Source organism: Granulicella sp. L60 (genome assembly GCF_009765825.1).
In the GTDB taxonomy this organism is placed as follows: Bacteria; Acidobacteriota; Terriglobia; order Terriglobales; family Acidobacteriaceae; genus Edaphobacter.
This window is the reverse complement of record NZ_LMUR01000022.1, coordinates 826,307-839,722: the sequence shown is the minus strand read 5'-3', so window position 1 is coordinate 839,722 and position 13,416 is coordinate 826,307. Positions and strand designations below refer to the sequence as shown.

Here is a 13,416-nt window from a genome sequence, read left to right as displayed (position 1 = left end):
GAACGCGTCGGACGCCACGACAACTTCTTTGAACTCGGAGGACACTCCCTCCTGGCCGTTCGCGTGGTCAACAGGATCCGTGCTCGGCTGGAGTTAGAGGTCCCCATCCAGTGGCTATTCGAAGCTCAAGATATCGTTCACCTTGCCCGATGGCTAACTTGATATAGGCGTGGTCACTTTCCCCACATCAACTACTCTGGCAGCTTGTTTTCAAAGGCGTGCTTTCTCGAATCTTTAATTGCGCTTTCTCCGCACGACGGAAGACGTCCAGACTTTCGGAGAGATTACCGACCGAAAAGTCAAGAATTCGTAATGACAAACCAGCTTCCAGCTCAGGGCCAACCGAGGCTATCGCATGGATATTGAGGACGCAAGATGAACTCTAGACAACACCGTTATCTAAATCAAAATCCCCCAGACGCGATGATTTGGACGCGGAGTATTGTCACACCAAGAACCTCCTCAATCCAGTCATCTCGCGCGATTCCACTCGTGTGGAAAAATGGTAGGGAGAGATGACGCTGCACATACTCGGCTCTGAAGTCGATGGCGGGATGAGTTCCTCAGTGACAGGTATTTCGTTCTCTGCCGCTCATCGTCCGGCAACATCCGACGTTGAGAGTTGTCGCTGATACAACTCCGCATAGATGCCCTGCTGTGCTGCCAACTCGGCATGCGTGCCACGTTGGACAATCGTCCCACTCTGCACGACGAGAATCTCATCTGCCTTGAGAATGGTGGAAAGCCGATGCGCGATGACGATGGAAGTTCGTCCAACGAGGGCTTTCTCCAGTGCCCGCTGAACGGCCGCTTCTGATTCAGAATCCAGATGGGCCGTCGCCTCGTCGAGGATCACGATATTGGGAGCCTTCAGAAGCAGACGAGCGATAGCGATGCGCTGCTTCTCTCCACCGGAGAAACGGTAGCCTCGCTCGCCGACCAGCGTGTCTAGTTTGTCTGGAAGCGAGTCGATCAGATCCAGGATCTGAGCATCGCAGAGCGCATTCCGCATTTGCTCATCCGTAGCGGTCGGCATCGCATAAAGGAGGTTGGTGCGAATGGTGTCGTGGAACAGGTGCGCGTCCTGGGTGACTACGCCAATGCGGTCACGCAAAGAATTGAGCGTAGCGTCGCGAACGTCAATTCCGTTGATTTGGATGGATCCACTGTGAACGTCGTAGAGGCGTGGCACCAGTTGGGTCAGGGTGGTCTTTCCTGCGCCGGATGGGCCTACCACGGCCACGAGACTGCCGGGCTCTACGGCGAAGCTAATGTTCTCGAGCACCGTGCTGTTCGTCCGCTTGTCAGGAATTGCGATCGACTCAAGCGAGGCCAGCGACACTTCGGGCGCAGACGGATAGCGGAACGATACCTGATCGAACGTGATGCGGGCGGGGCCGGCCGGTATGTCCACAGCCTGCGGCTTCTCGCGGATCATGGGCGGAAGGTCGAGCAATTCGAAGACGCGCTCGAACGAGACCAGTGCCGTCATGATGCTGACCTGCACGTTCGACAAGCCGAGCAGCGGACCGTAGAGATGAGACAGGTAAGAGACCAAGGCAACTACTGTCCCCACGTCCATCAGGTGCCTTACGGCCAGCACACCTCCCCAGCCATAAGCGAGCGCGCTTGCAAACGTTGCCATGGCAAGCAAGGCGGTGAGAAACAGGCGGGCATAGAAAGCCTGTTTTACGCCGATGTCCGAAACGCGGGCAGCCTTCTCCTTGAACGACTTGCTCTCCTCCTGGCTGCGTCCAAAAAGTTTTGCCAAAAGTGCGCCCGCCACGTTGAAACGTTCCACCATGAGGTTGTTCATGGTGGAAGTCAGGTCATAGCTCTCCCGCGTAATCCCTTGCAACTTGCGGCCCCAGAAGCGAGCTGGGAAAACGAAAAGTGGAAGCAGCACTAGCGCCGCCAGCGTGATGCGCCACGACAGAACAAACATCGCACCCAGAATCAGGGCAACTGTAATTACATTGCCCACAACGTCCGACAGAATATCCGTGAACGCGATGCGTGCGCCGGTCACGTCATTATTCAGTCGACTCACGAGCGCGCCGGTTTGTGCGCGCGTGAAGAAGGCCAGCGGCATTTGCTGGATGTGTTCGAACAAACGCGTGCGGAGGGAGAGCACGATTTCTGCGCTGACTCTTGACGACAAATACGTTTGCGCCATGCCCAGCACGCTACCAGAGAGTCCCAGCAGGGCCGCAAGGATGGCCAGATGGATAATCAGGCCCGAATTTCCCTGGAGGATTCCGTTATTGATGATGCGGCGATAGATCAGAGGATTGACAACACCGATTGCCGCGTCGGCGACCACGACCACAAGAAGTAGTGCGAGGAGTCCTGAGTACGGGATGGCATACCGCAGCGTCCGCCTCGCCGTGCCGGGCTTGACCTTCTGTTTGATTACGGATGAATCCTGCCCCAAGGAACGAACTGCGCCTGCCATCCCGCCCATCGAGTATCCCTCCTGTCGCCTGCAGATTTCGCCCCATCTGCGTTAGTGTATCCGCTCACCCACAAGAATCGACTGAACCGGCAAGCCTTCGTAGAACCCAGTTTCGAGTAATGCATGCGTAGTTGAGCGCACAATAAAAGTCCCTTCGAGCTGAGGACAATCTTCGAAGGTCTTGTCGGGCAGGAAGCGATTGCGCTCGAGGCGCCAGCTTTTCTCAACGAGACCAATCTCAGGGCATAGATATCCTCCTAAGTCGATCGCCTTTCCGTGTGCGCCAAGGCAAGTTTGGAGGAGATTTCTGCGAAGTCTTTCATGCAAATTCCACCACATGTCATCGGTCTTGCCCTCTCGTTACAACTCTCTATTTATCAGATAGATACGCAGGCTCTATTCTGCCCCATTTTGGTCGCCAAGCGTCCTCGGCTCGAGGATAATGTCCTCCAAACGATTTGCGATGGAGAAGAGTGAAAGTCCCCGTTTGGAGGGGATCTGACGCCACATCAGAATGAGACTTTACATTTCGTTTAGCTTCGTCACTGATCCTGCCTTTGTGAAGATAGAAACGGTAGGCCGTACGTCTGCGGACACCCGCGTTTTTATCAACGGGGTGCTCTGGGTTCTGCGCTCCGGCGCTCATTGGCATGATCTTCCCGAGCGCTACGGCAAGTACAAGAGCGTTCACAAGCGGTCCAGCCGCTGGGCGGCAAGTGGAGTGTGAGACAAGGTCTTTCGCGACCTGGTGGCCGATCGCAAAAAACCTGTACCTGATGATCGATTCGACGATCGTGAGCGCCCACCAGCAGGCGGCGACGGGCCGCAAAAAGAGGCGCGGACAAGGCTCTGGGGCGCTCCCGAGGAGGCCTGACAACGAAGATCAATCTGCTGGCCAACGAAATGGGCCTGCCCGTGGACTTTCTGGTGATCGGCGGTCAGGTCAACGACTGCACCCAGGCCATCAAACTGCTCGGCGAGCGACAGGCCGAGTGGGTGCTGGCCGACAGGGGATACGACAGTCAGGCCATCCTCGATCACATCGAGGCCATGGGAGCGGTCGCAGTCGTACCTTCCAAATCCAACCGCAAACAACAACGAACCCACGACAAAGAACTCTATCGAAAGCGCAATCGCATCGAACGATGCTTCTCCATACTCAAATACTTCCGCCGATTCGCCACACGCTACGAAAAACTCAAACAGAACTTCAATGCCCTCGTCGCACTCGCATGCTCGTGGCTACACCTACAGCTATATGTCGATACAGCCTAGCCAAACTGCGCCCAAGGGGAGTTAATGCAACACCCCCCTGGCTTTCCGTAAGCAGGTCGGTTTCACTCCTGCGGTATCGACGGGCACTGCGAGACTCGATGAACACTGAGTTCGAGTAGGCGATCGATTATTCCTTGCTGCGCCCTCTGATACGGAATTGATCCTTGTCGACCGTGTTTGCTCCCATAGCAAATGTTCGCCTTTTGACCAGCTGACAAACGGCATGAAGCAGCTGAATGAGCACTAAGAACGAAAATCCGGTTTGTTACTTTCCACTCACTTGAGCTACACTCCCATGAGTGTGCCCTTGAGGCTTGAGGAAAAGTGTGCTGGGCAATTCGTTCAAATTAGCAAATGTAGCACTATTGCACCAGATACTCCCCGAAGATGTCTTTGCTGTCGAACAGATCGGAATACTCTCAGGTGCGCTCTCTCCCGAGGAGGAGTTAGCTCTGGGATCCGTCGTTGAAAAGCGGCGGAGTGAATTCGCCGCCGGTCGAGCATGCGGCCGCGAGGCACTGGCCTACTTAAATATCCGAGGAAAATCGATCCTGCCAGGACAATCAAGAGAACCCTTGTGGCCAGAGGATATCGTAGGTAGTATCACTCATTGCAATGGCTACTGCGCAGCGGCCATAGCATCTAGGGACAGATTTATGAGTATAGGAATTGATGCGGAACCTAATGAAAAACTCCCTGAAGAAGTTCTTGGTAGCATAGCTCTTTGGGACGAGATCATATTACTCCAACAACTTCCTGCAGGAGATGTACATTGGGACAAGCTTCTTTTTAGCATCAAGGAAAGCGTCTACAAGGCGTGGTTTCCGATAGCTAACCGTTGGTTAGATTTCAAGGATGCGAGAATCTTAATTAATCCGCAAGAGCGCACTTTCAAAGTCGAGCTGCTGGCGCGTATAACCGACACCCCGTTCAACAACACTGTGATCGATGGTAGATATCTGATGCAAGATGATCTTATTTTGAGTTGCATTTGCATTCCGACAAACGGCCGAGCTACGGAGAAGGCATGATGACAACACGTCTGACGCTGTCCGATTGTCAGCAAACTAGATCGCGCCAGTGCATTGCGTAGTCCCGATGATCGCTTTTCAAACATAGTGGTATTGGAGCCGGACAATTGCACGCCCTATAAGCAGATACTGGGCCGCGAACGACCTACCCAAACTGCAAACCACAACCAAGCGCAATATATTGTGGCGAGCTGAAACAATACGGATCAGCAAAAAACATGATTGTCCCAGCTATTCATCAGCCAACCCTATGGCATTTTGACTGCCAGCGCTGGCTTATATCTTTCCAGTCTCCCTCCCTATTATCGACACCCATTTTCTCATTTTCTAACCCCATCAGCATCTCGTTTGATGAAGTTGAGGATGCCCCAGAGTTAAGTGTGCGCGGCTTCCCCCAGATTACTCTTTGGCTTTTAGCAAATGGTCGTTTTCCCGAATAAATGCTTTAATTTCGACAGCCATGTTTAGAATTTTGACCCACTGCTCTTTGTATAAAGTTACTGGAAACCTTCCTATCCCATAAAGCGATACCGCACCCTTTTCGCTCACCTTCATACTTAGTCCTCGAACGCCCTTATTTTTAAGCTTCTCGTTTTCAGCTCGCAATCTTTCTACTTCTGCCTGCAGATCTTCGCTCATCGGTACCGCTCCTAATATGCAATGGAATAATCAGTATAAATAGCCCCACGGCTATTTACTCACTGATCAATTCACTCAACGTATCTGAAGATAGTACATCGCTGCAAACAATGAGGCGCGCTGTTTCTGAAGCGCGACAGCAACTGGGCCGTATTGAAGAACTGCGCCTTCAGTCAGAACATAAGCGCGAGCGTCTTCAATTCTCAAGGGCTAGTCCAGCTACTGCTGAACTTCTCCGAGAGCTGGATTCAAGGCGATTCATATCGGCGATCTTCAATTGCACGCCGAGCCAAGAAGAATGGAGACGCGTCATTCTGCAAGCTTCGAAAGTCTCCCTTTCATAACGCATATCTATTTAGATGTGGCAGAAATTAAAGCGGCAGAAGGCGTTTGTTCCTGCTATGGACTGGCAGATGCAATATGACCCCGCGAAATATCGAATTGCTAACGCAGCCATTGTGCCCGGGCACTCCTCTTTGGATCGATCAAAATCCAAAGCTTCATTTGCCGCTTTAAAACCCGATCTGGATCTTTGGTGGAGAAAGTGACGGCTCTAAAAGTCAAGCTCCGGTAAGCGAAGGATGGACAGGTCGGTTATATACGCCTAAGCACAATGGACCACAATGAAATCGAGCAACGAAATAACATTTCTTTTTAGGTGAAGCTCCAACGTATCTCATCAGCGCAGATATCTGCGCAACTCGGACATCTCCTTCGACTCCCCGCTTCGAGGTGAATGATACGGCGATACCACCTCCGAGGTTTTTTCCGCCGAAGGCACAACTTCTATCATCTCAGGCTGCGACTCCTTTGGGGCTGTGTTCCCGAGTACCTTGTCTGTCGTCGATTTCAGACCAAAGCGATGCATCACTGTAACGGGCAAATGCACTGCCCGCCTGGCCCGTGTCATCGCGACGTAGAGCAGCCTCGCCTCTGCTTCGAACGATGTTTGTTGATCTCTGGAGCTTCTGAGGGAGGGAGCCTTCGAAGCGCGAACGAACCCAGAATCGAAGTCCGGGTCGACCCTGACGTAGTCCCACTCACGCCCCTTGGCCCTGTGCGCGGTGGAACACACAACTTGCGCATTATTCTCGTCCCGCTCACATTGAGCCAACGCGCGAAGTATCGTTCCTTCTCCATACTCCTGCACCATCATGACAAGACTTCGGAGAGATTCGCCTTCAGGTTTTCCGCTGAACGCCATCACATCTCTCCAAGTACTAAAACCGAGGAGTTCCGGAGACTGCCCAGCACTTCCTTGCTTTACGCGTTCCGCATCGCGCAATACTCTTTCGAGTTCCTGGGTTCCGCCTAGGACATGACAGGTAACACCTCGCCGAAGGCATGTGAAAACGCTGCCCATGACGCCAGCATTGCTCCGCGTCAGGATGGCGTCCGGTCTTACACGCGTCAGGTGTGAAGAGAGGGAGACGCTCCCCCGAAGGGGCTCCTTTGCTCCCAATGTCTTAAGCACGATGGTCGCAGCCGTCGCGATTGCATCGCCGAAGCGGAAGGATCGCGAGAGCAACACGCGATGCTTCGACTCCACTTGCTCCATGGCGTTGACTGCGCCACGCCAATCATAGATCTGCTGATAGGGATCACCGACGTACACCACAGGACAGTTCAGGCGGGCGAGCACACCGAGAAGCACCGAATTAATATCCTGAGCTTCGTCTACCATCACATAGTCTATTTGAGCTCGCGGCCGCGAGAGCGCCCACAGTTTGAGGTAGCCGTCGTGCCCGAGAGGTAAGTTGCCGCCCTTATGCTTCATCGCATCCCAAATTCCCTTGACGTGCTGGAGCGATTGTTGGCAAACGGCATAAAACTGCGCGTCCGCGATTGCCCCGAGAGCGCCATAGCGTGGCATATGCTTCGCCATTGGCTCGTCGTCATCGCTTTGCAAAAAACGTCGAAGAGCATCGAGGAGCAAAGCGCTGTAGGTGCGGCCGGGGAGTTTCATGCCAGCATCAAACGTGATGCTCTCTGGCATGCCGTAACCTGTGCTAAGAACATGAGGCGTGAGTGTTCCCGTCAGTTTCCATTCGGGATATCCCAGCGATCGGCGCACGTTGCGAAAAGCTATCGAGTGGCTCGTGGCACAGGTAACCTGCTGAGGAAAACGCAGCCGTGCCTCAGCTGCGATGCTGCGATTAAAAGCCAGATATAGACCACGCTCCCTGGTACTTGCAGCCAGTAATTGCAAAGTTGTCGTCTTACCAGTGCCCGCGTAGGCGTCAATCTTTAGTCCTTCGCGTCTGAGGAAAAGTTCGCGCGCATACTCTTGCTCACGAATTGGCTTCAGATGCTCCACGTCTAAAACATTCTCTACTGTGATTGAAGACGATCCAGTCCGCAGCGCTTCCCGGCTTGGTTGGCTCAATGGATGCGCACCTTGTCAGGGTGTACCTCGAGAAGAGATCGGAGATCTTGCTTAGGAACTTCAAGGATAGGTCGGGCAAGCTCAAAGGAGAAGCAAATGAGATCTGTTTGGCCGACATAAGGAATCTTCACCGTTATTGCCTGGTGTGGCCGGTTGCACCGCCGTTTCCCTACGGTTCGATCAATAACTTCGCGTGTGAATACGTGATGTGGTTCGCTCGGCATTAATGACTGCGCAAAGGCTTTCTCGGTTATTTCGGCCGAGCACTTCGCTGTTTCGTGCTCTTGATCGGAACGAATCATAACTTCACCTGATGACAGTTTAATCCATTGCCGCAGGCGAAACAAGAGCGAAAGCCATCCGACGCCCTTTTGAAAGTTTGCACCACAATCGTTACATCAGCGAGCTAAGCGCACCGGTGCAGCAAATACCCAACTCGCCCACGAATACCGTCCATCGTCTTCACTCCAGGCAGACCCTAATTATGTTTGTGGCGTTGGGCGATCATGATGCAAAGGATAATTGAACATGGCGACCCTATCAGACCGTAGAATCCCAATTCATGGATTCCCATGAAGCACTAGGCGGATTAGCAGAACTGTCTTCGCTCGCCGAGATGGGTTCGATACTAGTGTCCTGAGTCTAAAGTACGCGTACAAAATCGAGCGAAGAGTCGAGGATTTGATCTGCGGTTTTGTGCCAGACGAAGGGCTTTGGGTTTTTATTGTGATGCTGGATGAAATGACCGAAAGATAATAAGTCGCCAGTTCATCCAGCGAACTGTCTTGATTGAAGTCCGTATAACTCCTGGCCTGAAGGCCAGAGATCTGACGCCGTCTGGTATATGGCGTATCAGCATTCGTGTCCCAGCTGAGCCTTGAAACAAGATAGATACAAATAGCGGCGCCGAGTGCCTTTTTGCCGTGACAGCGATAAGTTATCGAGGGGGCAGCTCATAATTGAGCTGTCCTCGCCTTGTGTAGATAGGGCGAAATCAGTATTTGCGCTCCGTTGCTCGTTTATCTATCCTGCAGAATCAGAACCGTAGACCGGTCGAACAGCGCAGCGGAGTTTGCCGGTTAGCTACAGCGCATCGCAATACAACGTCTTCACCCCTCGAACATCGAGCGCATAGGTGCCGGGATGCGCTGCCACGTACTCGATACGTGGTGAGAACATGCACGCAACGGTGTGAAGCATTGTCTGCACAGAGCTTTCATATTCCACGATGCGAGGAAGACAGGATTCCGGAGAAACTCTCCGCTTGCAATCGGTTCATGCCCACTTCCACCCCTAAAGTGCGTGCCGCTCTGTTGGCAGCAAAGACGGTCTCCGATGGGGGCCCCATCGAGCAGCGCAAAGGGCTTTTCCGCAGCTCGGGACGCTCATGGGCAGCGGCCTGTGCGGAAAAGCTCGGCGGATGGACAATGGCATACATTACCGCACCCGCGACCACAAAGTTTCGGCAGGCCCTACCACGCGCGCGGCTGACTTCTTATGCATGGCAAGCGAAGGGCCCTCGTTGCGATTGCCCATTGAGTGATGAGAATGGATCGATAGGCCGGATTGCTGACTACAGCCCGCTTTCGGTATAGGCAACGGTTGTCCGCTGACCCTGCCACACCATGTGCGTACGGATCCATACTAGTGCGGTCTGAGGAGCCCTTCGCGTCGGCGGCGTGGTGTTTCCACTGCCGCCACATCGTCGCCCTCGCCGTGTTCGACCGGTGGTGCTCTCCCCCGAAGTCGTTCAAGATACTTAGGCGTCAATCGCATCTGATTCCCTACCGGGGGGCGGACAAAAGTCGGACAAAATGGGCCATGTTTTCTTATATGCCGCTGATTAATAGAGGCTTAGGTCGGATGATCAAAGGTCTGCAAAACCTTTATGCGTCGGTTCGATCCCGACCCGCGCCTCCAAAATATCAATAACTTAGAAAAAATAAAGTCCAGCCCTTTCATAGGGATGTAATGGATAACGTAACGGACCTGCATTAATCCAACGACGCATTGCGTTTTCGATCCCTTCTTGCGCGATCTCAAGCGTTATTGACTCAGAGTCTCCTCCTTTGACGCTCCATCGAATGCCCTGATATCTTTTCTATACAAACTTGGCGATGGAGTTCGCCGACGATGCCCGGCTTTTGTCGGCGCTGATGACTCCTACATCTCTTAGGAGGTCCATTGCCCACATTAGCGCGCCGTAAATCTCTCTCAGAACAACTACATCTCCTCATCGAACTAGGCCGTTGGATTCCAGTCTCCGCGCTCGTCGGAGTCATGGCAGGGTCTGCCTCCGCACTTCTACTGGTCTCACTCAACTATGCGACCGACATTCGCGAGAAGCACACGTGGATGATCCTCCTCCTCGCGCCTGCAGGATGGGTCGTCGGACTGCTCTATCAGAAGTTCGGCTCAAGGATAGAGGCCGGAAACAATCTGATCCTCGAGGAGACGCACGACCCAACCTCAACCATTCCAGTTCGAATGACGCCTCTGGTCCTGATCGGGACGATCGTCACTCATCTCTTCGGTGGATCTGCCGGACGCGAAGGAACGGCAATACAGATGGGCGCATCGCTCGCGGATCAACTGGCTCGACCCTTTCGCCTCGCCCCGCACGACCGCCGCATTCTACTGATGGCCGGCATAAGCGCGGGCTTTGCCTCTGTCTTCGGAACCCCTCTCGCCGGCGCTATCTTCGGCCTCGAAGTCCTGGCCATCGGAAAGCTGAGTTACGACGCCATCACACCGTGCATCCTGGCCGCATTTGTTGGAGACATCGTAACGCACGCCTGGGGCGTTCACCATACGATCTACAAAGTCTCCGAAGTCCCCAGGATGAGCATCAGCGGCCTCATCTACTCCATGATCGCAGGCATCGCATTCGGTCTCGTGGCCATGGGCTTCGCGAAGCTGACGCACCTGGTATCGCACACCGGCCGGAGATTCATCGCAAATCCAACCTTGCGTCCGGTGGCAGGCGGCCTCATCGTAACCACCGCCGTCTTCGCCATCGGAACATCGAGAACCCTCAAATATCTCGGCCTCGGTATTCCAACCATCGTCGCGTCCTTTAACTCCACGGTAGCCCCGTTCGACTTCGCGGTAAAAGCAATATTCACGGCTGTCACGCTTGGCACAGGATTCAAGGGCGGTGAGGTCACTCCACTCTTCTACATCGGTTCCACACTCGGCAACTCACTCTCACACATCCTTCCTCTTCCACCGTCGCTGCTGGCCGCCATGGGATTTGCTGGCGTATTCGCAGGCGCGGCCAACACCCCGATCGCATCCACGCTTATGGCCGTCGAGCTATTCGGAGCCGAGGCCGGTGCCTATGCGGGCATCGCCTGCGTCATCAGCTATCTGTTCTCCGGCCATGCAGGTATCTATCAGGCCCAGAGAGTAGGCAAGAGCAAGCACCTCACCAACATTGCGGAAGAGGGCCTCTCTCTGGCGAGCGTCGCAACTCTGCGCGATACATCCCAGAACTACTCACTCGATGAGATCAACGACTTTGGCTACATGGGAGGAACCGATATGAAACACCTCGGCGTCTTGCGAATGTACTTTTCTGCGTCGGAGATGCGGCAAGCAGACTCATGGTGGAAACGAATCGCACCCCAAACACTCGGTGCCTACCTGCTGAAGCAGGCCAAGGACCACGGCATCGAACAGGCTCTTCTGCATCGAGTCATCGGCGGCTATCTCAAAGGGCAGGACCTAGTCATGGACACAGGAGAAATCCCGCCCGCCAGACTGCCGCAGTGCCTGGAGCTAGTCGGAGACGAGGAAGATCTCGAATCCTTTATCAAGCACAATCAAGACCATCTCAAAAACGTCCGAACTGTCTTCCTGCACGGAAGAGAGGCCGAGATGGAAGCAGCAATCGACCGCGAAGAGCTGGAACAGGCCCTGGAGATCGAACAAACCGACGCGTTCAAGGCATCCGGAAACAAACGGAAAGAGGACCGCTGAGACAAGCGAACATCACAAGCGAGGATGACGCCAGTTGAAGGCTCGCCTTGATGGTAAAAGCTCAAATAAAAAGCCCGCCACGCAGAGGATTGAGCCAAGGCGCACGAATAAAATCCACTGCCAAAACCAAATCCAACCGATCACTCAAATCGTTAATATTGGGTGCGCGTATCTTGTCCATTAGGAAGACAACTCAGCTACAGACGCATCCATGCCGAGCAACAGTTGAGGCAGGCCAACGCCAGAATGAAGAACCCCAAGCTTGCCTACCACGTCAGAATACAAGGTTGGCAACTCGCGGTTAATCTGATCTCCGAAGCCCGGAAAGAACTCTCGGATCACTGTTCCCACTGCGAATCATGCAAGAAAGACGCAAACGAGATAGCGGGCTTTGGGATCGCGCCCAAGTGGGAAGGCAAATCACTGGACGCGAACTAGGGCGCGACCATGCTGCATATAGATCACTGCCACGTACAAACGCGCACACTGCAATACCAGCAGGATGAAGGCCCACACTTACATACCGATACATAGCAACTGAAGCCTCTTGCTTAAAGATCCAAGCCTATCCAAGCAACCAATTTAAATCTGCGGTGGTGCTGGCTGCGACGGAGGAGGCGTGGGCTGCGTCTGTGCCGGTCCCGGAGCATCCTGTATGCGAGGCTCATCTTCCTCCTCTTGTCCCGGCTGATGCGGCAGCGTCTGTGCCGGCCCCGGCGCATCCTGTATCCGCGGACCCTCCGGTACCGGAGCAAAGCCTCCCGTCGGTGCATCCTGAATCCTCGGCTCCGCCTCCATCTGCTGCTGCGCCTTCACACTTCGATCCACTACCTGATTCAGTTCCTTCTGCTGCGCCTGCGAGGCCGCCTCCTGCTGCTGCAACAACCTCGCGTCCTGTCTCCTCTGCACCGCATCAGCCGCCTCCGCATCGAAACGAACCACAGGCGCAGGCAGTTGGACCGGCTGCGGCGCGGCCCTCCGTTGTCTATGTACCGCGGCAGACTGTGATGTATCCGGATCCTCCGCTGGCAAAGGCGCATCGAAGTCCGGCGGTAACGGCGCACGCGGCACCGTCCGAACCACCGGCTGCACAGAGACCGGCGCAACCTTCTGCTTACATCCCTGCATCAGAATCGCTGCCACGCCCAGCCCCGTCACCATCACGCATCTTGCCAACATCTCTCGCATGCCCACAGCCTCGCTCGCAACTCTTTTAGATTGGATGCACTCCCCTACCTAATGTCATCATCCGTCACATCATGAAACCTTGCCTTTACCCTCTCCTCACATCCCACCTCGTACAATCACTTCATATCTAATTGTCTGGAGAAACCGAACAGCATGGCCCGCATCTATCCCTTCCGCGCCCTCCGTTACGACCCCGCCCGCGTCAGTATGGAAGACGTCGTCACTCAGCCCTACGACAAGATCACCCCCGCCATGCAGCAGCGTTACTACGAGGCCAGCCCCTACAACCTCATCCGCGTCATCCTCGGCAAGCACGAGCCCAACGACACCGAGCCCCAGGAGTTCCTCCCCGTCGGCGAAAAAGCCCACAACGTCTACACCCGCGCAGCCGAGACCCTCAACGCCTGGCGCAAAGACCACATCCTCGCCGAGGAGTCCGAACCCGCCATCTACGGCTACTC

The 13,416-nt window shown here is 54.4% G+C and carries 10 protein-coding genes, 1 pseudogene and 1 riboswitch; of the genes and pseudogenes, 5 read left to right on the top strand and 6 right to left on the bottom strand.

Annotated features, from left to right (window positions below):
• Positions 1-162: phosphopantetheine-binding protein (locus tag GSQ82_RS25865; RefSeq protein ID WP_158794929.1), on the top strand; the 162-nt coding region annotated here is incomplete at its 5' end.
• 430 nt (positions 163-592) lie between these two features.
• On the opposite strand, the gene GSQ82_RS24430 is transcribed toward GSQ82_RS25865, so the two are convergent.
• Positions 593-2,464, bottom strand: a complete 1,872-nt coding sequence (locus GSQ82_RS24430) for an ABC transporter ATP-binding protein (protein ID WP_158794838.1) — start codon at positions 2,462-2,464, stop codon at positions 593-595.
• Between the two features lie 505 nt (positions 2,465-2,969).
• On the opposite strand from GSQ82_RS24430, the pseudogene GSQ82_RS25860 reads away from it, so the two are divergent.
• Positions 2,970-3,730 (top strand): annotated as a pseudogene (locus GSQ82_RS25860) (IS5 family transposase).
• Positions 3,731-4,056: 326 nt separating this feature from the next.
• A complete protein-coding gene (locus GSQ82_RS24415; RefSeq protein ID WP_254061906.1) occupies positions 4,057-4,761 on the top strand; it encodes a 4'-phosphopantetheinyl transferase in 705 nt (234 codons plus the stop codon).
• 399 nt (positions 4,762-5,160) lie between these two features.
• Here GSQ82_RS24415 and GSQ82_RS24410 read toward each other — a convergent pair whose 3' ends face one another.
• From GSQ82_RS24410 to GSQ82_RS25855, 4 genes are all read right to left on the bottom strand, one after another.
• The gene (locus GSQ82_RS24410) at positions 5,161-5,400 is read right to left on the bottom strand and encodes a hypothetical protein (RefSeq protein ID WP_158794836.1); all 240 of its coding nucleotides are present in this window, start codon (positions 5,398-5,400) and stop codon (positions 5,161-5,163) included.
• A 679-nt stretch (positions 5,401-6,079) separates the two neighbouring features.
• Positions 6,080-7,717 carry a UvrD-helicase domain-containing protein gene (locus tag GSQ82_RS24405; protein WP_254061923.1) on the bottom strand — a complete coding sequence of 546 codons (1,638 nt, stop codon included), beginning with the start codon at positions 7,715-7,717 and terminating at the stop codon, positions 6,080-6,082.
• Between the two features lie 1,152 nt (positions 7,718-8,869).
• Complete coding sequence (locus GSQ82_RS25425) at positions 8,870-8,995, bottom strand: hypothetical protein (RefSeq protein WP_256370117.1); 126 nt, start codon at positions 8,993-8,995, stop codon at positions 8,870-8,872.
• A 7-nt stretch (positions 8,996-9,002) separates the two neighbouring features.
• Positions 9,003-9,224, bottom strand: coding sequence for a hypothetical protein (locus GSQ82_RS25855; protein ID WP_158794834.1), 222 nt, complete (start codon positions 9,222-9,224; stop codon positions 9,003-9,005).
• 666 nt (positions 9,225-9,890) lie between these two features.
• Positions 9,891-9,959, top strand: a riboswitch (Fluoride riboswitch).
• 11 nt (positions 9,960-9,970) lie between these two features.
• Here GSQ82_RS25855 and GSQ82_RS24395 point away from each other — a divergent pair.
• Positions 9,971-11,767 carry a voltage-gated chloride channel family protein gene (locus GSQ82_RS24395; protein WP_254061905.1) on the top strand — a complete coding sequence of 599 codons (1,797 nt, stop codon included), beginning with the start codon at positions 9,971-9,973 and terminating at the stop codon, positions 11,765-11,767.
• A 582-nt stretch (positions 11,768-12,349) separates the two neighbouring features.
• On the opposite strand, the gene GSQ82_RS24390 is transcribed toward GSQ82_RS24395, so the two are convergent.
• Entirely contained in the window at positions 12,350-12,946 is a 597-nt protein-coding gene (locus tag GSQ82_RS24390) for a hypothetical protein (protein WP_158794833.1), read from the bottom strand.
• 162 nt (positions 12,947-13,108) lie between these two features.
• Between GSQ82_RS24390 and GSQ82_RS25315 the strand changes: the two genes are divergently transcribed.
• Positions 13,109-13,416 (top strand): DUF1015 family protein (locus tag GSQ82_RS25315; protein ID WP_254061904.1); only part of this gene is annotated, 308 nt, incomplete at its 3' end.

What these genes read in the sequence shown, in the direction of transcription:
- GSQ82_RS24430 (WP_158794838.1), bottom strand. Translation starts at nt 2,464, where the DNA reads ATGGGCGGGATGGCAGGCGCAGTTCGTTCCTTGGGGCAGGATTCATCC.
- GSQ82_RS24410 (WP_158794836.1), bottom strand. Translation starts at nt 5,400, where the DNA reads ATGAGCGAAGATCTGCAGGCAGAAGTAGAAAGATTGCGAGCTGAAAAC.
- GSQ82_RS25855 (WP_158794834.1), bottom strand. Translation starts at nt 9,224, where the DNA reads ATGTATGCCATTGTCCATCCGCCGAGCTTTTCCGCACAGGCCGCTGCC.
- GSQ82_RS24390 (WP_158794833.1), bottom strand. Translation starts at nt 12,946, where the DNA reads ATGTTGGCAAGATGCGTGATGGTGACGGGGCTGGGCGTGGCAGCGATT.